Genomic DNA, 25,216 nt, shown 5'->3' on the forward strand with positions numbered 1-25,216 from the left:
GGACGGCGGAACCAGGGGATCGTACGTCACGTCACCGGGTGCGGGGGGACTTCAAGGCCGTCTCATTCGGTCCCGCTGATCACGCCCCACGTCCCGCGGACCGGGGACGGAACGCGGGACCGCCCCGCCCGTGCCCGCTCACGACCCGGGGGCCTGCAGGAATGCGGCCACCGCGGCCCTGGTGAGGATCTGGTAGCGGTGCTCCGCCGTCTGTGCCGTGAAGTGGCCCGCGAGTTCCAGGGTGATCGAGCCGTGGGCGGCCGCCCAGATGATGTCCGTGACCTCCTCGACGTCCACGGCCGGGCGCAGGACGCCGGTCGCCGCGCAGGCCCGTACGGCTTCGCGGAGGACTTCCAGGCTGGCGGCGGCGACCTCGCGGGCCTCGGGGGTGGGGGTGAAGCCGGGGATGAGGCCGGCGAACATGACCTGGTAGAGGTTGCGTTCGGTCAGGGCGTTGGCGCGGTAGGCACGGCCCAGGTCGGCCAGGTGGGCGGTCGGGTCGGCGGACGGGGGGACGGCCTCCAGGCTGCGGCGCAGGCGGGCGAAGCCCTCCTGGTACAGGGCTTCGGCGATGCCGTCCTTCGCGCCGAAGTGGCGGTAGAGGACCGTGGTCGAGCAGCCGGCCGCGGTGGCGATGCGGCGCATGGTCAGGGCGGAGGGGCCCTCTGCGGCGAGGAGTTGGGCGGCCAGGTCGAGGAGGGCGGCGCGCAGCGCTTCCTGGCCCTGGGCCTGGGTGCGGGTGTAGAGGTCGCCGCTCATGCCTGCTGCCAGTCGCCGAGGGGGCGGTAGATCGGGATGCCCGCTTCGGTGAGTGCGGTGCGCTTGGCGAAGTACTCGTCGCCCATCGGGTCGAGGCCGCGCAGGGGCATGGTTCCGCGCCAGATCGTCAGGTCTTGCGGTGCGAGCTGTTCGGCTCGTGCGAAATGCCGTTCGGCTTCCGGCCCGCGGCCGTTGCGGTGGAGCCACAGGGCCAGGGCCGCTTCGGTACGGGCCTGCTGCTGGCCGGCCGTGGCGCGGCGCGTGTGCCGGGTGACGTCCCCGTCGGTCAGTCCGCTGTCCCCGGTGAGGACCCAGCGGTCGAGTGCGGCGAGCGCCGCGCCGGAGTCCAGGCCCGACAGTTCGCGGAACAGGTCGGTGGCGAACTGGGTGTCGTTGGGGCGGGCCACCTTCCCCTGTTCGTCGATCCACAGGACGGTCGGGACGTTCAGGACGTCGTAGAGGTCACAGACGGCTCCGTCCGTGTCGATGAGGGCGGGGTGGGTCACCGCGGCCTCGGCGATCCACGGCGCGGCGTCGGCGGTGCGGCGGTCCACCGCGACGCTGAGGACGCTGAAGCCGTGCTCGGCGAGTGCGGCGTGCCGGCGCTCCCATTCGGGGAGGTCGTAGCGGCAGCCGCACCACGAGCCCCAGAAGAGCAGGGCGACCTTGCGGCCGCGCAGGTCGCTGAGCGAGTGCGGTACGCCGTCCACGTCGGGGAGGGTGAAGTCGGGGGCGGTGGCCCCGGCGAGGGTCTGGGAGCGTTCCTGCGCGGAGACTCCGAGGGCGATGACCCCGGCGTCGGTCGCGACCGGGCGGTCGAGGATCCCGGCGAACTCCACCGGGTCGAGCAGTCCGTCGTGTTCGGCGCGGGCGGCGGCGGACGCGGGCACGCACAGGTCTCCCCGGCACCAGCCGTGCGGCTTGCGGACCCAGCCGAGAGCCTGTTCGGCCGCCTCGGGGGTGAGGAGGATCCGGCCAGCGGGGCCCGTCCGCGCGGGTACGGCCGTTTCCCTGCCGTCGTCCAGGATCGTGATCTGCATGGCGTCCACGGCAACCCCCGATGCGCTCGCACAAAAACTTGGTGCTGCGAAAATAACAGCGTTATTGACCGTGCCGCAAGGCCTCCGGGTCGGCGACCGGCAGTCAAGTGGTCCATGGGCAAGAAGAGTTCCGCACGCGAGGCGTAACCTGCCGCGGCCCTCGCCGCACGCGATCTCCCCGTTCACGCCCGGCCGTGCGAGCGGCTCAAGTGCCGGCGGTGCGACTCCGGCCCGGGGCGAGGAGGTACGCCATGGCCATGCCGCCGAGCTCGTCGGCGTAGCGGCGACCACCACCACGCAGCCGCCACGGTCTGTGATCGCCCCCTCCGGCTCGGCCGGGACGGGCCGCCCCGTGCCGATGTCCGGGCGCTTCCGTACCCTGGCGGCATGCGTACGCGTCCCACTCTGAACTGGACCCCGACCGCGGACCTGCCGCCCGGCACCACGGACCCGGGGCCGGTCGCCGACGCGCTGCGGGCCGGCGGGGTGCTGGTGCTCAGCGGGGCCGGGATGTCCACGGAGTCGGGCATCCCCGACTACCGGGGCGAGCGTGGCAGCCTGCGCCGGCACACGCCCATGACGTACCAGGAGTTCACCTCCAGCGCCCGGGCCCGGCGCCGGTACTGGGCACGCGGCCACCTCGGCTGGCGCACGTTCGGGCAGGCCGCGCCCAATGCCGGGCACCGGGCCGTCGCGGCGTTCGGGCGGAGCGGGATGCTCTCGGGCGTGATCACCCAGAACGTCGACGGACTGCACCAGGCGGCCGGCAGCGAGGGAGTCGTGGAGCTCCACGGAAGCCTGAACCGGGTCGTGTGCCTCTCCTGCGGAGCCCTCAGCCCCCGCCGGGAACTCGCCCGACGGCTGGAGGAGGCCAACACCGGCTTCGCGCCGGCGGACGCCGCACTGAACCCGGACGGCGACGCCGACCTCACCGACGAGCAGGTCGGGGACTTCCGCCCGGTGCCCTGCGCACTGTGCGGCGGCATCCTCAAGCCGGACGTGGTGTTCTTCGGCGAGACCGTCCCGCCGAAGCGGGTCGGACACTGCCGAGGCCTGGTCGACGCGGCGACCTCGCTGCTGGTCCTGGGATCCTCGCTGACGGTGATGTCCGGGCTCCGGTTCGTCCGCCAAGCGGCCCAGGCGGGAAAGCCCGTACTGATCGTCAACCGGGACCCGACCCGCGGCGACCGGCACGCCGCCACCCGGGTCGCGCTCCCCCTGGGGGCCACCCTCACCGCCCTGGCCGACGGACTGGGCGTCCCCCTCGACCCGGAGCAGCAGGCCACGCGGCACACCACCACGTGAGGTGACGCGCCGCGCGGGGCTTCCCGGGGGTGGGGCGTCCCGCCGATCAGGCCAGCGGGCCCAGCACCTCCTGGGATTCGATGAGTCCCTGGTCGCTCGGGGGCTTCCCGTCGCCGAAGACGCGTGCCGCCTGGCGGGCCCGGAACTCGGCGTGCGCCTCGGCGGGCTTCGCGTAACCGTGGCGGGTGCGGGCCTGCTCGGGGGTGAGGACCTCCTTGGTGCGGGGAGGCACGCCGAGCTTGACGGGCGCGACCACCTTGACCGTGGAGGGGGAGAGCATCCCCAGCAGGAACAGTTCGACCCGGGGGTTGAGGTGGGCGAGCGCGAAGGACGTCCGCATGACCGGTACGACGAGGACGTCCAGGAGGCGTGACTGCCGGATCTGCGCCATCTCCCGCATCCAGCGCGGCATCGTGGCGATGGTGGCGATCCGGTGCGTCCTGGCGACGACCATCCGCGCGGGCTTCATCCACCACGGGGTCGGCGGGAGGACGAGGTCGGTGTTCAGGAGGTGGTTCATGGCCTGCCGGGCGATCGGGCTGGCCTCCAGCCGCGGGCGCATGTGCTCGAAGTAGGCCCGGATCCCCGCACGGTCGCGCGGGACGTCGTCGGGCGAGCAGGTCTGGAACTCCGCGGCGAGGGCGCAGGACTCCCAGTACTCCTTCTCCTCCTCGGCCGTGAGCTTGCCCGGCCCGTACTTCTCGTACGCGTAGAGGATCGAGTGCCAGCCGGTGAGCTGTATCCACAGCTGCGAGGCGGGGTCGTTGGCGTCGTAGGTGCCTTCGCCGTAGGGCAGGTGACCGATGGCCTTCGAGTGGACCTTCACCAGCACGTCCGCCGCCTTGCACACCTGGTCCGTGCCGGCGAAGGCCACCATCGCGAAGTAGCGCAGCGTGCGGTCGTAGCGGGTGCGCGAGCGGTCGTAGATGCCCTGGGTGCCGTGGACCGCGGCGACCAGCGGCGGGTCGAGCTCCTCCACGACCACAGAGCGCTGGAAGCCCACCGTGGGCGCCGTCGGGTAGCTCCACACCTTCCAGACCACCGATCCGGGACCGAAGAACCCGTAGTCGCCGTGCGGTTCGACCTCTTTGCCGTGCAGTCGGGCCATCGGACCGCTCCTCGTGTTCCCGGCAGCGGGTACGCACCGCTCCCCCAATAAGACAGGACTGTCTTAAATTAAGACACGACTGTCGTAAGATGCCAAGGTGTCGACACCGACGTCTTCAAGCGACAGGCCGCGCAGGCGGCGCCCCTACGCTCCGCGCGTCCCGCTCGCCGAACGCCGCGAGCAACTCCTCGACGCGGCCCTCGCCGTGATCGTGAGCGACGGCTACGCCCGGATCTCCATCGACGCGATCGCCAAGCGGGCCCAGGTCGCGCGCTCGGTGGTCTACGGGGCCTTCGAGGACCTCGACGACCTGCTGCTCACCCTCCTCGACCGGCAGCAGGAGCTCGCCTTCACCCGCCTGCTCGCGAGCGTTCCCGACACCCTCCCGACCCGCGATCCGGTCGACTTCGCCTGCGAGGCGGTGCACCGGATGGCCGCCATGCTGCGGGAGGATCCGGACACCTGGCGCCTGATCCTGCTGACGCCGGCGACCACTCCCCCGGCCGTCCACGCGCGCATCGAAGCGGACCGGGAGCGGTTCCGGCGCAGGGTCGCCTCGTGGATCGAGTCCGCGCCGGCCGCCGAAGGGCCGGCGCCGGACCCCGAGGTCCTCGCCCACGCGCTGGTCGCCTCCGCGGAGCACTTCGCGCGCCTCGCGCTCACCTCCGCCGACGCGATCGACGCCACCCGGCTCGCCGGCCAACTACGGCTCCTGCTCGGCGGCATCTGGTCCGCGCCTTCGGCCTCGCCGTCACCGTAGCGGCACGCCCCTCGCGCGCACCGGCTCCTTCAGCGCAGCCAGACCGCGGTGTCCCGGGGCAGGGAGCCGTCCTCCAGAGGCCCGCTGGAGAGAAGGACTTCGGTGTGCTCCGGCAGCGGAACCGGGTCGCCCGAGAGGTTCACCAGGCAGCGTACGGAGGACCCTGCCGCGGTGCGGGCGAAGGCGAGTACGCCCGGCCGGGCGGACAGCCAGGTGAACTTCCCTTCGAGCAGCGCCGGTTGGGCGGCTCGCAGGGCCAGGGCCCGGCGATAGAAGCCGAGCATCGAGTCCGGGTCGGCGCTCTGCTCGCGCACGCTCCGCGAAACCCACTCGGCCGGCCGGGGCAGCCAGGACTTCGCCTCCGGTGCCTCGTCTCCCCACGGCAGGGGTACCCGGCAGCCGTCCCGGCCGAGGTCCTCGCCTCCGGTCTGGAAGAAGGTCGGGTCCTGGCGGAGTGCCGGCTCGATGTCCTCGACCTCTTCGAGGCCCAGCTCGTCGCCCTGGTAGACGTAGACGCAACCGGGAAGGGCCATCGTCAGCAGGGCCGCGGCCCGGCCCCGGCGCCTGCCGAGGCCGAGGTCGGCGGGGACGCCGTGGACCCGGCGGCCGTCGAGCGCGTACGAGGTGTCCGCGCGTCCGTAGCGGGTGACGTGGCGGGTGGTGTCGTGGTTGGACAGGACCCAGGTGGCGGCGGCGCCGACCGGCGCGTGCTCGGCGAGGGTCGAATCGATGACCGTGCGCAGGGCCGTCGCGTCCCACGGGCTCTGGAGGAAGGCGAAGTTGAACGCCGTGTGCAGTTCGTCGGGGCGCAAGTAGCGGGCGAAGCGCTCCGGATCGGAGGTCCACACCTCGCCCACGAAGACCGGATCGTGGTCGTAGCCGTCGAGGACCTCGTGCCAGGCGCGGTAGATGTCGTGGACGCCGTCCTGGTCGGCCCAGGGGCTGGGCCCGCTCTCGTGGTCGGGCAGCGCCGGGTCCTTGACGAGGTTGTCGGCGACGTCGATGCGGAAGCCGTCCACGCCCCGGTCGAGCCAGAACCGCAGGATCGACTCGAACTCCGCGTGCACCTCGGGGTTTTCCCAGTTGAAGTCGGGCTGTTCGGGGGCGAACCGGTGCAGGTACCACTCGCCGGGCGTGCCGTCGGCCTCGGTGACCCGCCGCCAGCCGGGGCCTCCGAAGACGGACTGCCAGTTGTTGGGCGGTTGTTCGCCGTGTTCGCCGCGGCCGGGCCGGAACCAGAAGCGCGCACGCTCGGGCGAGCCGGGGCCGGCCGCGAGGGCCTCGCGGAACCAGGGGTGCTGGTCCGAGCAGTGGTTGGGGACGATGTCGACGATCACCCGGATGCCCAGGTCATGCGCCTCGGACAGCAGCGCTTCGGCCTCCGCCAGGGTGCCGAACATCGGGTCGATGTCCCGGTAGTCGGCGATGTCGTACCCGCCGTCGGCCATCGGAGACGGGTACCAGGGGCTGATCCACACCGCGTCCACGCCGAGCCGGCGCAGGTACGGGAGCCGTGCTCGGATCCCGGCGAGGTCACCGATCCCGTCACCGTTTCCGTCCGCGAAACTGCGCGGATAGATCTGGTAGATCGCGGCACTCCGCCACCAGGCGGCCGGCGCTGCGGATGGGGGTTCGGGGGCCGGGGTGAGGGCCTCGGGGGTCGCCATGTGGCGAATCTAGGGAGGGCTCCTCGTCCGAGTCAACCGTTTGCCTGAATCTTTTGATCGAATCGATCGATGTGATCGGAAACGTGCGGGGATCCGCTCACGCCGTCGCCGGGGTCGGGGCGGTCCGGGAGCGGAAAGTACGGCGGTATGCGTCCGGCGGGACGCCCACCGTGCGGGCGAAGTGACGGCGCAGGGTGGTGCCGGTGCCCATGCCGGTTGCCGTCGCGATGGTGTCGACGGTGTCGTCGGTGGTTTCCAGCAGTTCCTGGGCGTGGCGGATCCGTTGGGTGAGCAGCCACTGCAACGGGGTGGTGCCGGTCACCGACTTGAAGTGGCGCCCGAGGTGACGCGAGCTCATCCGGGCCCGGCGGGCCAGGTCCTCCACGGTGAGCGGCTCGTCGAGGCGTTGCAGCGCCCAGGGGAGGACGTCGGCGAGCGGGTGGTTGCCGGGGACGGGCACCGGGGTCGTGACGAACTGCGCCTGGCCGCCGTCGCGGTGCGGCGGGACGACCAGCCGGCGGGCGATCTTGTTGGCGACCGAGGAGCCGTGGTCGAGGCGCACCAGGTGCAGGCACAGGTCCATGGCGGCGGCCTTGCCGGCGGAGGTCAGCACGCTGCCGTTGTCCACGTAGAGGACGTCGGGGTCCACGGTGACGAGGGGGTGGCGCCTGGCCAGTTCCTCCGTGTGCGCCCAGTGCGTGGTCGCACGCTTGCCGTCCAGCAGGCCGGCCGCGGCCAGCACGAAAGCGCCCGTGCACAGGGAGGCCACGCGGGCGCCCGCCCGGTGAGCGGCGCGTACCGCGTCGATGAGCTCGGCCGGCGGGTCCCGGTCCAGGTCGGCCCAGCCGGGGACGATCACCGTGTCCGCTCGCGCGAGGTGGTCGAGTCCGTGGTCGGGCTCCAGGCGGAAGCGGTCGATCCGTACGGCGCCCGGTCCGCAGAGCGAGAAGTCGTACCAGGGGTTCACGAGGTGCGTCAGGTCCGAACCGAAGACCTCGCAGGCCAGGGACAACTCGAAGTGCAGCATGCCGTCGGTGACGGCCAGCGCGACAGTGGGCATGTCCGGAAGTGTACGGGTCGTGTCGTTCCGGACAGTGGCCGGTGGGAGCTGTTCCGCGACACGATGTTCATGACGGAGCGCGGCGGGCCCCGAGGGCCTGCCGCGGTCATGCGGGTACGGACGATGACAGGGGAACGGGACCATGGGATCAGGTCAGACGGTGGCGGTGTTCGGCGCGTACGGGCACACCGGGCGGTTCGTGGTGGCGGAGCTGGTGGAGCGCGGGTTCGTCCCGGTGCTCTCGGGCCGCGACGGCGAGAAGCTCAAGGCGCTGGCCTACGAGACCGGCCTGGAGGCCAGGCCGGCGACGGTCGGCGACCCCGACGCGCTGGACCGCGCACTGGCCGGCACGGCTGCGGTGATCAACGCCGCGGGGCCCTTCGCCTCGACGACCGGCCCCGTGATCGAGGCGGCCCTGCGGGCCGGGATCCCCTACCTGGACGTGGCCGCCGAGCTGGAGGCCAACATCGACACCTTCGCGCACTTCGCCGACCGGGCGCGGGACGCCGGCGCGGTGATCGTTCCGGCGATGGCCTTCTTCGGCGGCCTGGGCGACCTGCTGGCCACCGCCGCGATGGGCGACTGGACCGAGGCCAAGGAGGCTCACATCGCGTACGCCCTGAGCAGCTGGCACCCCACCGCCGGGACGCGGCTTTCGGGCGCGGTCTCGCGGGAGCGGCGCGGTGAGCGGCGCATGCGCTACGCGGGCGGGCAGTGGGAATACCGCACCGACGCCGCGCCGACCCTTGAGTGGCGGTTCCCCGAGCCGATGGGGCCCCGGCAGGTGATCGGGGAGTTCACGATGGCCGACGTGGTGACCGTGCCCAGCCATCTGTCGATCCCGGACGTGACCACCTACATGACGGTCGAGGCGGTACGCGACATCGCGGCTCCCGGCACGCCGGCGCCGTCCGCGGCCGACGACAGCGGACGCTCCGACCAGACCTTCCTCGTCGACGCGGTCGTACGGGCGGGCGGCGCGGAACGCCGCGCCGTGGCCCACGGGCAGGACATCTACGCCGTCACGGCGCCCCTCGTCGTGGAAGCCCTGGAACGGGTCCTGACCGGCCGTACGCGTACGGTCGGCGTCGCCTCCGCGGGCGAGATCTTCGACGCGCCCGACTTCCTGCGCGCGCTGGCCCCGCACATCACCCTGGAGCTGCTCCCGTAGCGGAGACGGCCCTGCGACGGGGGGCCGCCGCTGCCGGCGCGGCCGCCCGACCGGCCCGGACGCTCACCGCCACCGCGGAGGCCCTGGCCCGCCGTACGCTCCGGGCCTCCGGTCTCAGCCACCCCGACACCGCGGCAGGAAAGTGTGACGTCTTGCGAACGGCCGGGGGCGAGGTCGCCCACGGACGACCGAGCTGATCGATAATTGGCCGGCGCCCTGCCTGCACGGTTGAGAGGAGCCCTTGATGACCACACCGCGGGACTTGTTGATCATTTCCATGGACGCGGAGTCCGGCCGGACCGTCGAACAGGGCGACCTGTCGCTCGCGCTCGCGGGGGCCGAGGCGGTCGACCTCCTGGCCGCCCGGGCCATCGGGCTGGACGGCGATCACATCGTGCCGGGCGAGGATGCGGAGCTGGGCGATTCCCTGCTGGACGCGGCCGCGGCGTCGCTCGTCCGGGAGGCGCCCTACGAGTCCGTCGCCGACTGGCTGTGGCGCAGAGGGCTCGGCCTTTCCGCGAGCTACGAGGCCGTGCTCGAAGAGGAAGGACAGCTCGTACGGCAACGCCGGCGCGGGTTCTCCCTCCGGGCCGGTGAGCTGGTGCCGGCCGATTCGCCGGCCCGCCGTCGGGCCGAGGAGCGGTGGAGGTCGGAGGATCCCGTTCTCGTTCTCCTGGCACGGGCCCTGGAGGGCGGCGACGAGCCGTCCGGCGACGCTCCGGACGTGTCCGACGACGGGGTCGCGACGGTGTTGGCCGCCGTCAACGACGCAGTGGTGGAACTGGCCTCCGTACGACAGCGCCGGGCCATCGAGAACGCGGCCTTCGACAACATCTGGCGCGGCGGCGGCTGACGCCGAAGCACCCGCGACTGCTTCGCGATGGGGCCGTGCCCCGGCTCAGGGGGCCGGCGGCGGGGCGCCGTCGACGGCCCACCACCATGCGATCGACGCGATCGGCGGGGGTGTGAGGGGGACACCTTCCGGTGGGCGGAGCGCGGTTGCGGCTCTGCCCGGCTGGTGGTGACTGCCGTTCGGTTGGTAGGGGTGGTAGCGGGAGGTGGCCCCGCACCAGTCCCGCACGCCGTGGACGTACTGGGTGAGTGCGTCCAGGAAGCGTTGGATCCGCGGGTCCGCCGGGGCCATCGCGGTCTGCCGACCCAGGTCCGTGAACCGGCGCATGATCGCGTTCCTGAGCACGGAAGCGGCTTCCAGGCCCTGCCCGGGGCCCAGGCCTCGGCCGCGCTGGGCTTCCAGGAGTGCTACCAAATTGCCGCTGCGGCTGCCGCGTTCGCTCTCCTTCGCGAAGGAGTGGATGTCGGTGTCGACGACCACGATCCCCGCCGCCATCTCGGTCAGCGCACGGATCCGCCGGTCCTCCCACCGGGGTGCGGGCAGGGCGGCACCGACCGCGTCGAGCAGCACGGGTACGGCCAGGGCGGCCCCGGAGTGCAGGCGGGTGAGCAGGTAGTCGCTCACGTCCTGGGGCTCTCCCCGTGCGGTCGTGTCGGCGCCGATGCGGGCCTCGGCGAGGAAGTAGCCGCGCATCGCGTCGACCCATCTCCTGACCTGGACGGGGGTGGCCATCGCGTCCACCCGGAGCCGGATGTCGCGCAGGGCCAGGGCGAAGGGGTCTGCGTCGAGGGGAACCTCCGGGGCCTCGATCGTCCGCTGGAGCCGGGCGACCATCGTGAGCATCTCGGTGGGGGTGAGACTCGGGAGGTCCTCGTCGCAGAGGTCGTCGAAGGCGAACACCCACACGGCGAGATCGCTCAGCAACTGGGTCGCGAACGGGTCGGCGTACGGTGCGATCCGCACCGCGATCCGGTTCAGCCCATGGGTCAGCCGCGCGCTGCGGTCCGTCCCTCCGCCCAGCCCGAAGCGGTTCATGAACTCCGCCGAGCCCACGTCGTGGTCGTCCGCTCCCGCGCCACGGCCAGGGCCGTGTACGCGGTCGGCTTCGTGCGTCCGTGTTCCTGACATCAGTGATCACCTCGTGTTCGGCAGTGGACGGGCTCACGCGGTGGCAGGACCAGGCACGGCACACGGAACCGACGGCGGGGCTGCGCATGCGGACGGCCTTCACGGGGGTCGCGGAACGCACTCGGTCGACCCATCTCATTGAACGCAGGACGTCCCCCGGGCCACAACGGGCTACCGGGAGCACTCGTGGGGCGCCAGGAGCACGACGCGCGCCGCCGGAGCCACCTGCCGACGGCCCACGACCCACGGCCCACGGCCCACGGAAGCACCGCACCCGGGGTTCCCACGGACGGCAGAGCAGTGGGGCCGGAACGTGCCTACGCTGGAAGGGATCACCGTCTCGGCTCGGATCCTCCGGATGAGGTGAGGTCATGACAACGAAACACGGAGCCGCACTCCGCCGAAGGCGTCGGATGCCCGTGGTCGCCGTTGTCTCCGCCGTCGCCGCCACCTGTCTGGTGTCCGGGTACGCGGGTCCAGGCCAGGGAGCTTCCCCGGCGGCGGCCGCCCCGCTCGCCGCCGGCCCGCAGGACGGTTCCTGCCGGACCGCTCCGCCGGACAGCTTCTGGCACGCTCCCGTGGACACGCTTCCCGTACACCCGAGCTCGGACCGGTACGTCGCTTCGATCGGTGCCACGGAGCCCCTGCACCCCGACTTCGGGGCGGGGCTCATCGACGGCGAGCCCTTCGGCATTCCCATCACCGTCTCGGACACGACGGTGCCGGAAGCGAAGGTCTCACTGGACATCGCCGAGGAGAGCGACGCGTCGGGGTACCGGATTCCGCAGGACGCCGGGATCGAGAACGGTCCGCAGAGCTCCGGTGACCGCCACGTCGTCGTCTGGGACCGCGCCCTGTGCAAGTCGTACGAGCTCTGGAACGCGACGCCGCAGGGCGACAACGCCTGGCGCGCCGGCTCGGGCGCGGTCTTCGACCTGCGGAGCAACGAGCTGCGGCCCGCCGACTGGACCTCGGCCGATGCCGCCGGCCTCGCCATCCTGCCCGGGCTGGTGCGCTACGACGAGGCGGCGGGCGGGCTGGTCGACCACGCGATCCGGATGACCGTGCCCCGTACGGATCAGAGCTACGTCTGGCCGGCCAGGCACCAGGCGGGCTCCGCGGCGGACGAATCGCTGCCGCCCATGGGACTGCGGATGCGGCTCAAGAGCTCGGTGGACACCTCGGCCCTGGGCCCCCAGGCCTTGGCCGTCGCCGAGGCGCTGAAGAAGTACGGGGCCATCGTCGCCGACAACGGGTCGGCCTGGTACCTCACCGGTGAGGAGAACCCCGGTTGGGACAATGACCAGCTCAACGCTCTCAAGGGCTTCAAGGGTTCGGATTTCGAGGCCGTCGACGCCTCCGGGCTCCAGCAGTCGCCGGACTCCGGGGCCGTGGCGCCCCGCTGACCGCAGACGGCGTCCCGCAGACCGTTGGCCCCTCTGACCGCTGAGAGGAATGGCCCTCATGCGCGCTGAGACTTCCGCCACGGCGCGGAAAGGGGCCTTCATCGCGGTCGCCGTCGCCCTGTTCTGCATCCAGCTCGACTTCTTCGCGCTCAACCTCGCCATCCCGGGGATCGCCGCGGAGCTCGGCGTCACGGTGTCGGCCGCGCAGTGGACCTTGTCCGCGTACATGCTCGCCATCGGCTGCTTCTTCATCGTCGGCGGCCGGGTGGGGGACGTGTTCGGCCGGCGCGGCACGCTGCTGGCGGGAACCGCCCTGTTCACCGCCGGCACCGTGGGATGCGCGCTGGCTCCCGGCCTCGGTCCGCTGGTCGTGGCCCGGATCGCCCAGGGGGTGGGCGCCGCGTTCGTCTTCCCGGTGGCCGTGTCCGTGATCACCAACACCTTTCCCGAGGAGTCCCGAGCCAAGGCCCTGGGCGCCGTGTTCGGCGTCGCCAACACCGGGACCGCGATCGGGCCCTTCGTGGGCGGGGGGTTCACCGAGGGGCCCGGCTGGCGCTGGATCTTCTGGCTGATGGCGCCGCTGAGCCTGTTCTCGCTGCTCACCGCTCTCGCGTACGTCCCCGACTCGCGCGACGCGTCGGCGCCGCGCGAGCTCGATCTGCTCGGATGCGCCCTGATCGTCGGGGCGCTGGCCGCCCTCACCCTGAGCGTGGAACGCGCGGACGCCTGGGGGTGGAGCAGTGCCCGCACCCTCGGCGGCTTCGCGGTGGCGGTGGTGGGCGGCGGGCTGTTCCTCGTACGGGAGCGGCTGGCCCGGCACCCGCTGATCGATCTGCGGCTGTTCCAGGACGTCCCGTACGTCCTGGTCACCGGGATGGGCACGCTCACGAACATGGGCTACGGGGTCACCGTCTTCCTCGCCACCCTCTACCTCCAGGGCGTACGGGGGCTCTCGCCGCTCCTGGCCGGCACCGTCTTTCTGGCCCCGGCGCTGCTGGTGGCGCTCAGCGGGCCGCTGGGAGCGCGGCTGGGCCGGCACCTGCGGCCGACCACGGTGATGGCACTGGCCGGAATCGGCGCGGGCACGGGGATGTACGCGCTGACCCAGGTCACCGCCTGGTGGCTGTACGTACCGGTGTTCGCGTGGTGCGGCCTGGGGCTCGGGCTGGGCTGGACCTACGCCAGCGTGGCGACCCAGCAGATCGTCCCTCCGGCCAGGGCCGGGGAGGCATCGGGGGTCCTGCTGACGTTCCTGGTCACCGGAGGTGCGATCGCGCTGGCCGCGGCGGCCGCGGGGATCTCGGCGATGACGCCGCAGCGGTCGCCCGAGGAGGCCTACGACGCCATCCTGCGGCTGGGCGGTGTGGTCGTACTCGCCACGGCGGTGCTGGTCCTGGCCGTACGGCGTCGGCTCGGGGCGCAGGGCAGGACCCGCTGAGTCCGCTCACACCGCGGGGGCGGCGGACGTCACCGTCCGACCGCCCCCGCGCGCCGGCCCGGGCCGGAAGTTCTTACTAGGCGCCGAGGTGGGAACCCTTGACCCACTCCGCCTCGCCGTCCTTCGCGCAGGAGGAGGTGTAGACGGGGCCGAAGGGCGCCGGGACGGCGGCCGCGGACGAGCAGTTGGACGAGAAGGCCTTGTGGCCGCCCGAGAAGTAGTCGATGTCGACACCGTCGTTGGCGAGGGCCGCGCCGGCGCCACCCAGCAGGATGCCGGCGGCGAGGACGGAGGCGGTGACGGCAGAGCGAATACGCATTGGTTCCCCTAAGGACTCAGGATCTGGGGACGCTCCCATGGCTGGGTGCGTCAGCCGATTCAACGCCCGGCGGAGCCGACAGGAACGACCGTTCACTCGAACGCCGCGGGCGTAACGTTTCGACACCCCCACGCGACCCCCACGAGACCCGGCGCGCGGCCGAGTTCACGCCCCCGTGCCGCCTCCGGGTCGGGCATCGGAGCCAAGATCGATTGTCAGTGGTGGATGAGACGGTAGGAGCATCCAGTCGGAACGAGGGGGAGCTTCCATGTCCGGAAACCAGAACTACATCAACCACGTTGCTCTTGTGTTGGATGCCAGTTCGTCCATGTCGCACCTGAGCCGCAAGGTCGTCGAAGTCGCCGATCAGCAGATCGCGTACCTGGCCCGCCGGTCCGGTGAACTGGACCAGGAGACCCGCGTCACGGTGTACGTCTTCGCGGACAAGGTGGAGTGCGTCGTCTACGACAAGGACGTGCTCCGGATGCCCTCGCTGAAGCAGCTGTACCGGACCGGTGGGATGACGGCGCTGCTGGCGGCTTCGCTGAAGTCGCAGCGCGAGCTGGCCCAGACGGCCCAGCTGTACGGCGACCACAGCTTCCTGACGTTCGTGCTGACGGACGGGCAGGAGAACGCCAGCCACCGCTCCCCGGACGCTCCCGCCCGGGATCCGCGTGAACTGGTCAAGGCCGTCGCCGAGATGATCGCGACGCAGGAGGACAACTGGACGCTGGCCGTCCTCGTGCCGGACCAGATGGGCAAGCGCGAGGCCATGCAGTGCGGCTTCCCGAAGGAGAACATCGCCATCTGGGACGCCACGAGCACGCAGGGGCTGGAGGAGGCCGGGCAGGTCATCAAGGAGGCCACCGAGAAGTTCATGGTGGGCCGCGCCAAGGGCATCCGGGGATCGCGGGCGGTGTTCTCCACCGGCGGGGACACGGTCAACAAGGACACCATCAAGGCGGCCGGCCTCGCTCCGGTGGACCCCTCCGCGTACCAGCTGCTCCCGGTGGCCCGTGACGCGGCGATCCGGGAGTGGGTCGTCGAGTCCGGGCACACCTACCGCACCGGTGGCGCGTTCTACCAGCTGAGCAAGCCGGAGAAGATCCAGGCGAAGAAGCAGATCGCGGTGCTGGAGAAGAAGACGGACCGGGTGTACAAGGGGCCCGAGGCCCGGGCCCTGCTCGGGCTGCCGGCGGTGGAGGCGCGGGTCAAGCCCGACCACAACGACGATTTCACGATCTTCGTGCAGAGCACCAGCGTCAACCGGAAGCTCGTCCCGAACACCCGGCTCCTGCTCATGGTGTGACAGGTGCCGCCCTCGCACCCCCTCCCCCGTGCCCGTCCCCCGTCGCCGGGACCGGAATCCGGCGGCGGGCCCGGATGGCGGGGCGCAGGGGAGCGAGGGAGGCTGGGGGTATGCGATGGCGTGCGCCTGGTGCGGCGGTGGCTGCGTTGGCCGCCGTGCTGCTCGTGGCCGCCGCGCCGCCGCCGGGCAGTGGTGACACAGAGCAGCGCGTGGACATCGGCGGCGGGCGGAGCCTGTACCTGCACTGCGCGGGCTCGGGGAGTCCGACCGTGGTGCTGCTCGCCGGTCTGCACGAGGCCTCCGACCCGTGGTCCCTGACCGACACCACCCCGCCCGTGCCCAAGGCGCCGGCGGTACTCCCGGGTGTGGCCGCCTTCACCCTGGTGTGCACCTACGACCGGCCGGGGACCATCCGCTACACGGAGCCACCCGCGCTCACCGACCGGAGCACACCCGTACAGGGCACCCGGGCCCTGGACGCCATGGTCCAGGACCTGGACCGGCTCCTGACGGCCGCACACGTGCCCGGTCCGTACCTGCTGGCGGGTCACTCCTTCGGTGGGATGCTCGCGCTGCACTATGCGCAGGAGCACCCTGAGCGGACGCGCGGGCTGGTCCTGGTCGATGCCCTGGGGCCGGCCCTGAAGCCCGCGATGGGGTCGGACTGGGCGGCGTACGTGGAGGCGCTGCGGCATCCCGGTACTCCGTTCGACGCCGATCCGGACTTCGAGCAGGTGGACATCGAGGGCGGGGTCACCGCCATCGACCGCGGCGGGCCGCTGCCCCCGGTTCCCGTCGCGGTGCTCAGCAAGACCGAGCCCTTCGCCGTGCCGCCCACGATGGCGAAGGATCTGGTGGCGAAGCTGGAGAAGGCCTGGCCCAAGGCACAGCAGGCCCTTGTGGGCTTGCGGCCGCAGACCCCGCACTTGCTGGCGACCGGTAGCGATCACTACGTCCAAATCCACGACCCGGACCTCACGATCGCCGCGATCCGCCTCGTGGCGGACCGGGCCGCGACCACCCTGCCGAGGACGGCCTCGCCCTCGCCGTAGCGGTTGCGGTTGCGGTCGCGCTCACCGTAGGGACGCGCTCGCCGTGACGGCGAGCGCGGCCCGCTCGGCTCAGGCCTGGGTCGGGTCCGCGGGGATGGGATGGACCTCGACCGGGTCGCTGCCCGGCGTTCCTCCCGGGCCGGGGCAGGCCGACGCCCGTGCGGCGATCTCCAGGGCCCGGTCCTCGCTCTTGACGTCGACCAGCCAGTACCCGGCCAGGATCTGTCCCTCGTAGGCCGGCCCGTCGGTCACCTGCGGCCGCCCGTCGCTTCCGGCTCGTACCGTCTTGACCAGCGAGGGACCGCCGAGGCCCTGCCCGTCCACCCATTCGCCGGCGGCGGTGATGTCTTCGTTGAGGGCGCCCATGTGGGCGAACATGGCCTTCATGTCGTCCTCGGAGTAGGAGGACATGATGGCGTCCCACTCGGCGGCAGGCACGTTCATCTGGATCATGTACTTCATGTTCCTCACCCTTTCGGGGCGGCTGCTGGGGTTTCGGTCCTACACAGAGGTAGACAGCCAGTGGCCGCGAAACTCATCGGCGCTCCCAGCACCACATCACGGAAACCCGAAGATCGCCCCCAGGGCGGTGCTCGCGAGGGACGGCGGGCGTCGGTTTCCGTCTTCTTCCGCGCCGCCCAGGACATCGGTGATCATGCGGGTGGCGAAGTCGGTCGTCCATGGCGGGAATGGTCTCGGGACGGACGCTCCTGGGCATCATGCGCATCGTGGCCACGATGTTCGGCACGACGTACTCGATGACGTCCTTGCCGTGCCCCTCGTGGGCCAACGGGAGCCTCCCGCTTGACCTTCCGTCACACCCCGGGGTCAACTCCCGACGGGCCCCCCGTGCTCCGGCGGCCCGTCGACGGGTGAGAATGAAGCCGACCCGGCTTTGTGGTGAGCGAGTGGAGGAGCGGCATGCGGATACGGACGTGCGTACGAACGGCCTCTCTGATCGCCGGCTGCGCACTTGCCCTGACGGCATGTACGGAACACGAGGGCGCCGTTTCGTCGGCCGGTCCGACCGTGACGAGCACGGCCGCACCGTCGACCGCCCTCGGGCTGGCCGAGCGGTATCAGCAAGCGGGCGGGGACAAGGACGTGTACGCCATCCAGCAGGAGACGGTGCCCGGTGAGGCTCCGCTGCTGATCCTCCGGACCACGCGGAGCGAGTCGGACAACGCGCTCTTCGAGAAGCAGCGCGATTCCGTCGTCTCGTACCTCAGGGAATCCGAGCAGCTCTCCACGGCCAAGGGCTACCGCATGGACGTATTCGGGCGGGACGGATCCCTCCTCCACCGATGGGATGCCCGCCCCTAGGCCGTCTGACCGGTGATCATCACAGAAGCGAGATCTGCTTCTGGTCATCGAATCGATCACCGGAAAGCCGAGGCTGATCGTCCACGACGGTGGCACGTCGAGCATCACCATCGGCTTCTGCCCCTGATGCGGACGGGACCTCCCCGAGTCACAGCGGGACCGATGGTTCGAAACCCGGACTTCTGCACGCACCTCTAGTGCTGGTGTGTGCCGGAGGTGGGCGGGAGTTTGGGGGTGGGTGTCGGTTTGCCCGGGTCCAGGACCGTGAACTGGCCCATCATGCCCTCGTCCTCGTGGTAGAGGAGGTGGCAGTGGTACATGTACGGGGTGTCCGGGTCCGCGGGGCCGTCGAAGCGCAGGGCTATGCGGACCGTCGTACCGGACGGGATGAAGACGGTGTCCTTCGGCCCGCGCAACGGCGGGGGCGGGGCGGAGCCGTTGACGTCGAGTACGCGGAACTGGACGTCGTGGACGTGGAAGTTGTGCGGCATCCCGTCGTTGTTGCGCAGGGTCCAGGTCTCGGCCGTGCCGCGGGTGACCGTCTCGTCCACCCGGGACATGTCCATCTTGCGGCCGTTGATGCCGGACATCTTGAGCTCGAAGAAGCGGCTGCGTACCGAGTCCGCACCGGTGGGGAGCGCCGAGGCGACCAGGGCCTGCGGCAGCTCGGCCGACGGGCGCAGGGTGGGCGCCCCGCGCAGCTGCATCACGTCGAAGGAGTCGTCGCCACCGCCGAAGCGCTGGTTCCAGAAGTCCAGGCCGGCGTCCAGGGGATACGAGCGCAGGACCGTCCGCTCGCCCGGCCGTATTCGTACGACGACCTCCGCGCGCTCGCCCGGCGACAGGCGCAGGCGGTCGGTCGTGTGCGGGGCTTCGAGGAGGCCGCCGTCCGAGGCGATCTGCCGGAATGTGCGGCCGTCGTCGAAGCCGAAGGTGTAGACGCGGGCGGTGGAGGCGTTCAGCAGTCGCAGACGGACCAGTTCGTCCTGGACGGTGACGTACGGGTCCAGGGTGCCGTTGACCATCGTCCGGTCGCCGAGGAAGCCGACGTTGCGCATCAGCTTGTGGCCGTGGTCGAACTTCGCGCCGTCGAAGGACACGTCCTGGACGATGACAGGGATGTCGTCGACCCCGTAGGTCTTGGGCAGGGGCAGGGCCGTCGATTGCGCGTCGTCCAGGAGGAACAGGCCCGCGAGGCCGCGCTGGACGTGCGACTCGGTCGCGCCGTGGGGGTGCGGGTGGTACCAGAGCGTCGAGGCCGGCTGCTCCACCGTCCATTCGGGGGCCCAACTGCCGCCCGCCGGGACCATCTGGTGCGGGCCGCCGTCCATCGCGGCGGGCAGGTGCATGCCGTGCCAGTGGACGCTGGAGGCCTCCGGCAGGGCATTGGCCACCTTCACCCGGACCTTCTCCCCCTTCGCCGCGCGGAGCGTGGGGCCGAGGTGGCTCCCGTTGAAGCCCCAGGTGGGTGTCTTGGCCCCGGGGGTGAACTCGGTCTCCCCCGGCTGCATCCTCAGGTCGAAGACGCGTGTTCCGTCCGCTTCCACGGTGGAGGCGGCGAGGGGCGGCACCGCGAGGGCGTTGCGGAAGTCCACCGCACCGAGGGTCGACACCTTGGCTCCGGTGTAGAGCCAGGTGAAGAGCACCCCTATGACCAGAGCGAAGGTCGCGACCAGCGATCCGAGGATCAGCAGGGCCCGCTTCCAAGGCGACATCCGGCGCTTGCCGCCGGTCCCGTTCTTCCCGTTTCTCCACATGGGAACGACGCTACGGACGGTGCTCGCGCCGGACATCGGGGACCGACCCGGGACCGACCCCGACACCGCCCCCGAGAGGGTTCAGGGGCGGTGTCGGGGTCGGTCTCCGAGTGCGAACGAAGCACGCGTACGCCACTTCGCGCCGTCGTGGACCATGAGCTCGACGGACGAGACGTGGGAGGTGAAGGGGAGCCTGCCGCCGAGGTCGGCCTCGATCTCCTCCAGGACGGCGTCGTCCTGGCCTTGGGCGATGGTCAGGTGCGGCACGATCTCGGCGAACCGGCCGCCGTACGGCGGAGCCTCGGGCCATCGGTCGGCGATCGCCTCCGTGAGCCGGATCAGTGGCGCAGCGGGTTCCGGAACGAGGTACAGGACCTCGGGAAGCCGTCCGCACTTCTCGAACCGCAGGTCGAACGCCGGGTGGCAGCGCAGCACGTCCTCCAGGGCGGCGTGGACCAGCGGATCCAGTCGGCTCTCCTCGAGGAACGGGAAGAGCACGGTGACGTGTGCGGGCACTCCGGCCCGGGCCGAAGGGTCGAGCCGTTCGCGCCACCCGCGGACGACCGGCTCGGCCTCCGGGATCCTGACGACCAGTCCCGTCTGACCGGCCTGGAACGCGCTTCCGCTGCTCTTGCTCTCGTCTGCTGCCATGACACGGCATGGTGCCACCGGAAGATCCCTTCACGCCCGGGGATTTGTGCCGTACGTGGTCAGTGGATCCGGTGTTCCGTCCAGAACGGGGCGAGGTCCTGGGACGTTGCCGCCTGGGCCGCGCGCTTGAAGTCCGCGGTGGTGGAGACGCCCTGCCAGTGGTCGTGGACGTAGTCGCGGAGGACGGCCGTCATCGCCGGGGTGCCCAGGGTGCGTTCCAGGTCGTGCAGGGCGCAGGAGCCGCGCATGTAGACGACTCGTACGAACTCCGAGCGGCGGCCGTCCGCGTAGTAGGCCATGGAGCGGGTGAGGGCGGCCGCGTCGCTGGGCCAGGCGGGTTGGTCCTCCCAGCAGGTGCTGGTGTCGTCGCCGTAGTACGACTGGTTCGCGTACTGGGCGAAGGATTCGTCCAGCCAGGGTGACGTGAACTGGTCGTTGCCGACGATGCCGTAGAACCACTGGTGGGCGATCTCGTGGACGACGGCCGACCCCTCCGGTTCGGTCCACAGCAGGACGAGGCCGGGGAACTCCATGTTGCCGAACTCGTCGAGGTTGTCGCTCATGACGAGGTCGAGCTCGCCGTAGGGGTAGCGCCCGAAGCGCTTGCCGAACTCGTCGACCGAGCCGACGGCGTCCTTCAGGTCCTTGGCGACGCCCTCGGGGGAGGTGACGGCGGTCCAGTAGGCGTTCAGCCGGACTCCGCCCGGCGTGGTCACCATTTTCGACAGGAAGGGACCCGCCGCCCACGCGAAGTCCCGTACCCCGTGCGCGACGCTGGTGCTGACCGTGCGGCCGGGTGCGCCCAGGCGGCGGGTGGTGGTGCCCGTAGCGGGGACGACGAGGGCGGTGGGGTGGTCGAGGACGACGCGGAAGTCGCCGGTCAGGGTGTAGAAGCTCTCGCCGAACCCCACGTCGGGGTCGAGGTGGCGGCCCTGGGCATCGCGTACGGACAGCAGGGGCAGCGCGTTGCCGAGGTAGCGGTGCGCACCGTCCTTGCCGAAGCGGTGGACGCGGTCCGGGACGGTGATGTCCACGTCGAAGGAGATGCTCGTGCGCGCCCCGTACGGGAGCGGCGCGGGCAGGTCGATCTGCAGGGCGGTACAGGCGACGACGAGCGGCCGCGGGGTGCCTCCGGTGACCCGGCCCACCCGGACCGGGGACGGGGCCTCCCGGGTTCCGCAGCCGTCGGCGCCGTTGCCCCACAGCCTGATGTCCACCGAACGCAGTGGGGTTCGGGCGGAGTTGCGGAAGGACACCGTCTGGCGGCCGGTCCAGCGCGAGCCGTCGGCGTTGCCACGGAGCGACACCTCGTAGGAGGGGCGGTCGGGTGTCGCCGTCGTCGGCGTGGCGGACGCGGGGTCCGGAGGGGTCTGGGCCGTGGCCGTCCGGGGGACGCAGAGCAGGACGGAAGCGAGGGCGAGCAGCAGGGCCCGCCGAAACCTGATCGAGGTCATGGCCGGCACGCTAGAACGTCCGTACGCCCGGACGGGCGAGTTCCAGCTCACTCGCCACGGACTCCCCCGGCCCTGGGGCGTCCGTACGGCCAGGGAAGGGCGAGTGAGCACCAACGCGACTTCAGTGCAAGGCCGTTGACCTACCGCCCGGAACGGGCGCCGGCCATCAGGGTTTCCTCGGGGCGGCTGCTCGCGGCGATCCGCTCCTCCCCGGCGAACTCGGGCAGCCGGGCCGAGCGCCGTCCGGCCGGCGCGTGGCCGCGGTGCCCCGCCACGTAGATCCGTTCGTCCAGCCTTGGCGTGCGGCAGCCGGGCACGGCCGCCTCGTGATCACCATGCTCGCCGACCCGGCGGCCCTGCACGCCGTCGCCGAGGAGCTGCTGCCGGCCCTGCGGCCCGGTACCCACTGGATCGACACCCCCACCGTCGACCCCCAGGCCGTACGGGACTTGGCGGCGCGGCTGCCTTCCATGGTGCTGCTGACCGACGCCCCGGTCATGGGCAGCGTGGACCGGGCCGCCTCCGGCGAGCTGTGGGTCGCCGAAGCCCTGCAACTCGGCGCCTCGTTGGGCCTGCCGGAGGCGCTCTTGCGCTCGGAGCCGACCCGCGGGCCGCTGGCCGGTGCGGTGGCCCAGGCCTACGCCGAGGGCTCGCGCTTCCCCGTGGCGCCGGCGGCCAAGGACGTGGCCCTGGCCCGCAGCCACGCCGAACTGCCCGTCCTGGACGCGGTGCACACCACCCTGTCCTCCCGATCCAGACTCGCCGCCCGTGACCTCGCGGCCCTGCGCCCGGCCCTCTGACGGAGCCCGTCGGGGCGGGGATGGCGGCTTACCGCGCGCCGACTCCGGCGAGCCCGGACACCGCGGTCCGCCAGGCCGAGGTGACCGCCCCGTGGGCAGCGGCCGTCGCCTCGCAGAGGCCGTCCGGCAGGAACAGGGGCGCACCCACGTGGACATGCATGCGTGGCCGGCGTACCGGGGCCGTGAGGACTCCGGCGAGTTGTTTGGCCGTCGTCCCGGAGCTGACGCGGCGGGCGCCGGCCTGACCGACGGGGCGGACGGGTGCTCCGGTGGCACGGGCGAGGCGGGCCAGGCCGCTGCGGAAGGGCAGGGGCGCGGCTTCGCCGGAGTCGCGGCGAGCGGGGATCCCGCCTTCCCCGTACATCAGCACGCACCGCCCGGCGGCCAGGGCCGCGGCGGCGTCGGCGAGGGAGTTCGCCGCGCGGGCCGTTCCCCGGTGGACCGGGATGTGCCCTTCGCGGGCTAGAGCGCCGCCGAGCACCGGGACCCGCCACAGCCCGGCCGTGGCCATGATCACCGGGTCGACGCCGAGCCGGCGCAGGGCGGCGACCACGATGACGGGGTCGGCCAGGCTGGTGTGGTTGGCGGCCAGGATGGTCCCGCCGGCGACGGGGCCCGACGCGTCCTCGGAGACGGTCATCCGCCCGAACACCGGGGCCAGGGCGGCGGCGACGTGGCTGATCATGGAATCGAACCTCCGGGGTGTGCGGTCTTCGTACCCCCAGCGTGTCGGCCGCCGTCCGGTCCGGCATGAGTCGCCCTACTCAACCCGCCTGGGTACGAAGCCCACGTACCCCTGCGCTCCCGCTCCGCGAAGGGAGCGGGAGCGGTGGCCGGGGATGACCGGCGGCGGCCGTCTGGCAGGGTGGTCGCCGTGACCATCTACGTGCCTGCGAGTCGTGACCGTGCCGGACCCCGCCGCGCCCGGACCCGTCTCGCGGCAGCCGCTGCGGTGGTGGTGACCGTCGGCGCGGGGCTGGGGCTACGGGCCGTGGCGGCGGGGAGCCTTGCCAAGTACGGCGGAGACGCGCTGTACACCGTACTGATCTTCGCCCTCATCGTGCTGGCCCTGCCGCGGGTGACGGCCCTGCGCGCTGCCGCGGGCGCTCTCGCGGTGAGCTGGACGGTGGAGTTCCTCCAGCTCAGCGGGGTACCGGCGGAGCTCTCCCGGCACAGCACGGTCGCCCGGCTCGTCCTCGGGTCCACCTTCAACCCGCCCGACCTGTTCTGGTACGCGGTCGGCGCGGCCGTCGGCTGGCTCGCCCACACCGCGGTGAGCCTCTGCAGCGCCAGGTCGTCTCTTTCGGCCTAGGCCGCTCCCTCAGGGTGGGCGGCGGACGGCACATGGGAGAAGGTCTTCACCACCCTGCTCGCGCAGGCCGACGCCGGCGGCGATCCGGACTGGGTTGTCGCGGACGGCCGCTGCCGGACACTGGCGTTCGTCATCACGCCGGGCCAGGCTGGCGACGCACCCGCGTTCGCGCAGGTCATGGCTCGGTTAGGGGTGCCCAGGCGGATCGGCCGTCCCAGGGTCACGCCAGATGTGGTCCTGACCGACAAGGCCTATTCGTCGCGGGCGATCCGCGGGCATCTGCGGAGGCGCGGGATCCGGGCAGTGATCCCCCAGCCCGCCGATCAGGCCGCGAACCGCAAACGCCTCGGCCGCCGTGCAGTGGCGCGGTCTGGCCACTCGCTACGACAAGACCGCCACCATCTACCTCACGGGACTTCCACCTCGCCGCCATCTTCATCTGGTCGGCGAGGTGATCCGAAGGAAACGGCCTAGCGCACGTCGGTGGCCGTACGGCGATAGGTGCTGCGCCGGTCCTCGATCGCGTGCCAGCGGTCGCCGTAGATGGTCTTGACCACGGACGGTTCCCGGACGAAGTCGTGCGGGAAGCCGAGCGGTACGGCACTCACCTCGTCGAGGCGCGCGACCGCATCGGCGTCGAGGCGGACGTCGAGGCAGCCGAGGTTGTCGACGAGCTGGCTCTCCTTCGTCGCCGCGATGATCGGAACGACGTTTCCGGGGCGGCCCAGCAGCCAGGCCAGCGCCACTTGGGCGGGGGTCCAACCGCCCTGCTCGGCGATCTCCAGGACCACGCTGATGACCTCTTCCTCCTCCGGGGACGCCTTGACGCCCCAGGAGTCCAGCCGTCCTCCCTCGCCCCGGCGGTACTTGCCGGTGAGCTTGCCGGCGGCGAGCGGCGCCCAGGCCAGCACGGCGAGGTCGAACGCCCGTGCCTGGGGCAGGAGTTCACGTTCCGGGGTCCGCTCCAGCAGGTTGTAGCGCAGCTGCGAACCGGCGAACGCAGACCACCCGCGGAGCTCGGCGAGGGTGTTCGCCTGAGCGATCTCCCAGGCGGGCCAGTCCGAGACGCCCACGTACAGCACCTTGCCGGTGCGTACGAGGTCGTCCAGCGCGCGCATCACTTCCTCGACCGGGGTGAAGTTGTCGCGTGCGTGCACCCAGAGGATGTCGAGGTGGTCGGTGCGCAGCCGCTCCATGCTGGCCTCCACCGAACGCACCAGGTTCTTGCGGTGGTTGCCCGCCGCATTGACGTCGCCGTCACGGGTCCCGCAGGTGTACTTGGTGGCCAGTACGAACTCGTCGCGCCGCCCGTCGAGCAGCTTGCCGAGGATCCGCTCCGAACTGCCGTCGCCGTAGATGTTCGCCGTGTCGATGAAGTTGCCGCCCGCGTCCGCGTACGCGTCGACGATCCGGGCGTTGCTCTTCTGGTCGGCGCCCCAGCTGAGGTCGTCGCCCATGGTCATCGCGCCGAGGCTCAGCTCGCTCACGCGCAGACCGGTCTTTCCGAACAGTGTGTACCGCACGTTCTTCCCCCTTCACGCAGG

Annotated in this window: 25 protein-coding genes and 2 pseudogenes; 12 read left to right on the forward strand and 15 right to left on the reverse strand. The window is 71.7% G+C overall.

Annotated elements, in window-relative coordinates:
* Nucleotides 1–138: 138 nt before the first annotated feature.
* Complete coding sequence (locus OG276_RS00445; RefSeq protein ID WP_266901504.1) at nucleotides 139–759, reverse strand: TetR/AcrR family transcriptional regulator; 621 nt, start codon at nucleotides 757–759, stop codon at nucleotides 139–141.
* Nucleotides 756–1,799, reverse strand: a complete 1,044-nt coding sequence (locus OG276_RS00450; RefSeq protein WP_266901506.1) for a TlpA disulfide reductase family protein — start codon at nucleotides 1,797–1,799, stop codon at nucleotides 756–758. The genes OG276_RS00445 and OG276_RS00450 overlap by 4 nt, the downstream gene beginning before the upstream one ends.
* A gap of 387 nt (nucleotides 1,800–2,186) precedes the next feature.
* On the opposite strand from OG276_RS00450, the gene OG276_RS00455 reads away from it, so the two are divergent.
* Nucleotides 2,187–3,104 (forward strand): NAD-dependent protein deacetylase, encoded by a 918-nt coding sequence (locus OG276_RS00455; RefSeq protein ID WP_266901508.1) that lies wholly within the window; start codon nucleotides 2,187–2,189, stop codon nucleotides 3,102–3,104.
* Between the two features lie 46 nt (nucleotides 3,105–3,150).
* Here OG276_RS00455 and OG276_RS00460 read toward each other — a convergent pair whose 3' ends face one another.
* Nucleotides 3,151–4,212, reverse strand: a complete 1,062-nt coding sequence (locus OG276_RS00460; protein ID WP_266901510.1) for an oxygenase MpaB family protein — start codon at nucleotides 4,210–4,212, stop codon at nucleotides 3,151–3,153.
* Nucleotides 4,213–4,309: 97 nt separating this feature from the next.
* Between OG276_RS00460 and OG276_RS00465 the strand changes: the two genes are divergently transcribed.
* Nucleotides 4,310–4,972: a TetR/AcrR family transcriptional regulator gene (locus tag OG276_RS00465; RefSeq protein ID WP_266901512.1), complete on the forward strand. Its 663-nt coding sequence runs from the start codon at nucleotides 4,310–4,312 to the stop codon at nucleotides 4,970–4,972.
* 29 nt (nucleotides 4,973–5,001) lie between these two features.
* On the opposite strand, the gene OG276_RS00470 is transcribed toward OG276_RS00465, so the two are convergent.
* Both OG276_RS00470 and OG276_RS00475 read right to left on the reverse strand, forming a co-directional pair.
* Entirely contained in the window at nucleotides 5,002–6,639 is a 1,638-nt protein-coding gene (locus OG276_RS00470; RefSeq protein WP_266901514.1) for a glycoside hydrolase family 13 protein, read from the reverse strand.
* A 97-nt stretch (nucleotides 6,640–6,736) separates the two neighbouring features.
* Nucleotides 6,737–7,699, reverse strand: a complete 963-nt coding sequence (locus OG276_RS00475) for a helix-turn-helix domain-containing protein (protein WP_266901516.1) — start codon at nucleotides 7,697–7,699, stop codon at nucleotides 6,737–6,739.
* A gap of 142 nt (nucleotides 7,700–7,841) precedes the next feature.
* On the opposite strand from OG276_RS00475, the gene OG276_RS00480 reads away from it, so the two are divergent.
* Together OG276_RS00480 and OG276_RS00485 are read left to right on the forward strand one after the other, a co-directional pair.
* Entirely contained in the window at nucleotides 7,842–8,870 is a 1,029-nt protein-coding gene (locus tag OG276_RS00480; RefSeq protein ID WP_266901518.1) for a trans-acting enoyl reductase family protein, read from the forward strand.
* Nucleotides 8,871–9,114: 244 nt separating this feature from the next.
* Complete coding sequence (locus tag OG276_RS00485) at nucleotides 9,115–9,723, forward strand: GPP34 family phosphoprotein (RefSeq protein WP_266901520.1); 609 nt, start codon at nucleotides 9,115–9,117, stop codon at nucleotides 9,721–9,723.
* Between the two features lie 45 nt (nucleotides 9,724–9,768).
* Here the strand turns inward: OG276_RS00485 and OG276_RS00490 are convergent, their stop codons facing one another.
* The gene (locus tag OG276_RS00490) at nucleotides 9,769–10,851 is read right to left on the reverse strand and encodes a terpene synthase family protein (RefSeq protein WP_266901522.1); all 1,083 of its coding nucleotides are present in this window, start codon (nucleotides 10,849–10,851) and stop codon (nucleotides 9,769–9,771) included.
* Between the two features lie 371 nt (nucleotides 10,852–11,222).
* On the opposite strand from OG276_RS00490, the gene OG276_RS00495 reads away from it, so the two are divergent.
* Together OG276_RS00495 and OG276_RS00500 are read left to right on the forward strand one after the other, a co-directional pair.
* Nucleotides 11,223–12,257 carry a hypothetical protein gene (locus tag OG276_RS00495; RefSeq protein WP_266901524.1) on the forward strand — a complete coding sequence of 345 codons (1,035 nt, stop codon included), beginning with the start codon at nucleotides 11,223–11,225 and terminating at the stop codon, nucleotides 12,255–12,257.
* A 58-nt stretch (nucleotides 12,258–12,315) separates the two neighbouring features.
* A complete protein-coding gene (locus OG276_RS00500; protein WP_266901526.1) occupies nucleotides 12,316–13,695 on the forward strand; it encodes an MFS transporter in 1,380 nt (459 codons plus the stop codon).
* 76 nt (nucleotides 13,696–13,771) lie between these two features.
* Here the strand turns inward: OG276_RS00500 and OG276_RS00505 are convergent, their stop codons facing one another.
* Nucleotides 13,772–14,014, reverse strand: coding sequence for a hypothetical protein (locus OG276_RS00505; RefSeq protein ID WP_266901528.1), 243 nt, complete (start codon nucleotides 14,012–14,014; stop codon nucleotides 13,772–13,774).
* Nucleotides 14,015–14,282: 268 nt separating this feature from the next.
* On the opposite strand from OG276_RS00505, the gene OG276_RS00510 reads away from it, so the two are divergent.
* Entirely contained in the window at nucleotides 14,283–15,323 is a 1,041-nt protein-coding gene (locus tag OG276_RS00510) for a vWA domain-containing protein (protein ID WP_266901530.1), read from the forward strand.
* Between the two features lie 137 nt (nucleotides 15,324–15,460).
* Nucleotides 15,461–16,375 (forward strand): alpha/beta fold hydrolase, encoded by a 915-nt coding sequence (locus OG276_RS00515; RefSeq protein ID WP_266901532.1) that lies wholly within the window; start codon nucleotides 15,461–15,463, stop codon nucleotides 16,373–16,375.
* Between the two features lie 69 nt (nucleotides 16,376–16,444).
* Here the strand turns inward: OG276_RS00515 and OG276_RS00520 are convergent, their stop codons facing one another.
* Together OG276_RS00520 and OG276_RS00525 are read right to left on the reverse strand one after the other, a co-directional pair.
* Nucleotides 16,445–16,837: a YciI family protein gene (locus tag OG276_RS00520; RefSeq protein ID WP_266901534.1), complete on the reverse strand. Its 393-nt coding sequence runs from the start codon at nucleotides 16,835–16,837 to the stop codon at nucleotides 16,445–16,447.
* Between the two features lie 96 nt (nucleotides 16,838–16,933).
* Nucleotides 16,934–17,255, reverse strand: a pseudogene (locus tag OG276_RS00525) (hypothetical protein).
* Between the two features lie 149 nt (nucleotides 17,256–17,404).
* Between OG276_RS00525 and OG276_RS00530 the strand changes: the two are divergent.
* Nucleotides 17,405–17,698 (forward strand): hypothetical protein, encoded by a 294-nt coding sequence (locus tag OG276_RS00530; RefSeq protein ID WP_266901536.1) that lies wholly within the window; start codon nucleotides 17,405–17,407, stop codon nucleotides 17,696–17,698.
* A gap of 194 nt (nucleotides 17,699–17,892) precedes the next feature.
* On the opposite strand, the gene OG276_RS00535 is transcribed toward OG276_RS00530, so the two are convergent.
* The 4 genes from OG276_RS00535 to OG276_RS00550 form a co-directional block, all read right to left on the reverse strand.
* Nucleotides 17,893–19,455 (reverse strand): multicopper oxidase family protein, encoded by a 1,563-nt coding sequence (locus OG276_RS00535; protein ID WP_266901538.1) that lies wholly within the window; start codon nucleotides 19,453–19,455, stop codon nucleotides 17,893–17,895.
* 81 nt (nucleotides 19,456–19,536) lie between these two features.
* Nucleotides 19,537–20,106 (reverse strand): 2'-5' RNA ligase family protein, encoded by a 570-nt coding sequence (locus tag OG276_RS00540; protein ID WP_266901540.1) that lies wholly within the window; start codon nucleotides 20,104–20,106, stop codon nucleotides 19,537–19,539.
* A gap of 59 nt (nucleotides 20,107–20,165) precedes the next feature.
* Nucleotides 20,166–21,560, reverse strand: coding sequence for a M1 family metallopeptidase (locus OG276_RS00545; protein WP_266901542.1), 1,395 nt, complete (start codon nucleotides 21,558–21,560; stop codon nucleotides 20,166–20,168).
* Between the two features lie 140 nt (nucleotides 21,561–21,700).
* Nucleotides 21,701–21,835, reverse strand: a complete 135-nt coding sequence (locus OG276_RS00550; protein WP_266901544.1) for a hypothetical protein — start codon at nucleotides 21,833–21,835, stop codon at nucleotides 21,701–21,703.
* On the opposite strand from OG276_RS00550, the gene OG276_RS00555 reads away from it, so the two are divergent.
* Nucleotides 21,824–22,360: an NAD(P)-binding domain-containing protein gene (locus OG276_RS00555; RefSeq protein ID WP_266901546.1), complete on the forward strand. Its 537-nt coding sequence runs from the start codon at nucleotides 21,824–21,826 to the stop codon at nucleotides 22,358–22,360. The two genes, OG276_RS00550 and OG276_RS00555, sit on opposite strands and share 12 nt — an antisense overlap.
* 28 nt (nucleotides 22,361–22,388) lie before the next feature.
* On the opposite strand, the gene OG276_RS00560 is transcribed toward OG276_RS00555, so the two are convergent.
* Complete coding sequence (locus OG276_RS00560) at nucleotides 22,389–23,045, reverse strand: 1-acyl-sn-glycerol-3-phosphate acyltransferase (protein WP_266901548.1); 657 nt, start codon at nucleotides 23,043–23,045, stop codon at nucleotides 22,389–22,391.
* A 195-nt stretch (nucleotides 23,046–23,240) separates the two neighbouring features.
* Here OG276_RS00560 and OG276_RS00565 point away from each other — a divergent pair, with 195 nt between their 5' ends.
* Nucleotides 23,241–23,672 carry a DUF2809 domain-containing protein gene (locus tag OG276_RS00565; protein ID WP_266912435.1) on the forward strand — a complete coding sequence of 144 codons (432 nt, stop codon included), beginning with the start codon at nucleotides 23,241–23,243 and terminating at the stop codon, nucleotides 23,670–23,672.
* Between the two features lie 15 nt (nucleotides 23,673–23,687).
* Nucleotides 23,688–24,127, forward strand: a pseudogene (locus tag OG276_RS00570) (transposase); the annotation flags it as partial.
* Nucleotides 24,128–24,142: 15 nt separating this feature from the next.
* Here the strand turns inward: OG276_RS00570 and OG276_RS00575 are convergent.
* The gene (locus OG276_RS00575) at nucleotides 24,143–25,195 is read right to left on the reverse strand and encodes an aldo/keto reductase (protein WP_266901550.1); all 1,053 of its coding nucleotides are present in this window, start codon (nucleotides 25,193–25,195) and stop codon (nucleotides 24,143–24,145) included.
* Nucleotides 25,196–25,216 lie beyond the last annotated feature (21 nt).

The organism is Streptomyces sp. NBC_00086, assembly GCF_026343255.1.
Lineage (GTDB): Bacteria > Actinomycetota > Actinomycetes > Streptomycetales > Streptomycetaceae > Streptomyces.

Bases quoted from the DNA above. Each gene is read 5' to 3' on its own strand.
- OG276_RS00445 (WP_266901504.1), bottom strand. From the start codon at position 759: ATGAGCGGCGACCTCTACACCCGCACCCAGGCCCAGGGCCAGGAAGCG.
- OG276_RS00450 (WP_266901506.1), bottom strand. From the start codon at position 1,799: ATGCAGATCACGATCCTGGACGACGGCAGGGAAACGGCCGTACCCGCG.
- OG276_RS00455 (WP_266901508.1), top strand. From the start codon at position 2,187: ATGCGTACGCGTCCCACTCTGAACTGGACCCCGACCGCGGACCTGCCG.
- OG276_RS00460 (WP_266901510.1), bottom strand. From the start codon at position 4,212: ATGGCCCGACTGCACGGCAAAGAGGTCGAACCGCACGGCGACTACGGG.
- OG276_RS00470 (WP_266901514.1), bottom strand. From the start codon at position 6,639: ATGGCGACCCCCGAGGCCCTCACCCCGGCCCCCGAACCCCCATCCGCA.
- OG276_RS00475 (WP_266901516.1), bottom strand. From the start codon at position 7,699: ATGCCCACTGTCGCGCTGGCCGTCACCGACGGCATGCTGCACTTCGAG.
- OG276_RS00480 (WP_266901518.1), top strand. From the start codon at position 7,842: ATGGGATCAGGTCAGACGGTGGCGGTGTTCGGCGCGTACGGGCACACC.
- OG276_RS00485 (WP_266901520.1), top strand. From the start codon at position 9,115: ATGACCACACCGCGGGACTTGTTGATCATTTCCATGGACGCGGAGTCC.
- OG276_RS00490 (WP_266901522.1), bottom strand. From the start codon at position 10,851: ATGTCAGGAACACGGACGCACGAAGCCGACCGCGTACACGGCCCTGGC.
- OG276_RS00495 (WP_266901524.1), top strand. From the start codon at position 11,223: ATGACAACGAAACACGGAGCCGCACTCCGCCGAAGGCGTCGGATGCCC.
- OG276_RS00500 (WP_266901526.1), top strand. From the start codon at position 12,316: ATGCGCGCTGAGACTTCCGCCACGGCGCGGAAAGGGGCCTTCATCGCG.
- OG276_RS00505 (WP_266901528.1), bottom strand. From the start codon at position 14,014: ATGCGTATTCGCTCTGCCGTCACCGCCTCCGTCCTCGCCGCCGGCATC.
- OG276_RS00510 (WP_266901530.1), top strand. From the start codon at position 14,283: ATGTCCGGAAACCAGAACTACATCAACCACGTTGCTCTTGTGTTGGAT.
- OG276_RS00520 (WP_266901534.1), bottom strand. From the start codon at position 16,837: ATGAAGTACATGATCCAGATGAACGTGCCTGCCGCCGAGTGGGACGCC.
- OG276_RS00535 (WP_266901538.1), bottom strand. From the start codon at position 19,455: ATGTGGAGAAACGGGAAGAACGGGACCGGCGGCAAGCGCCGGATGTCG.
- OG276_RS00540 (WP_266901540.1), bottom strand. From the start codon at position 20,106: ATGGCAGCAGACGAGAGCAAGAGCAGCGGAAGCGCGTTCCAGGCCGGT.
- OG276_RS00545 (WP_266901542.1), bottom strand. From the start codon at position 21,560: ATGACCTCGATCAGGTTTCGGCGGGCCCTGCTGCTCGCCCTCGCTTCC.
- OG276_RS00560 (WP_266901548.1), bottom strand. From the start codon at position 23,045: ATGATCAGCCACGTCGCCGCCGCCCTGGCCCCGGTGTTCGGGCGGATG.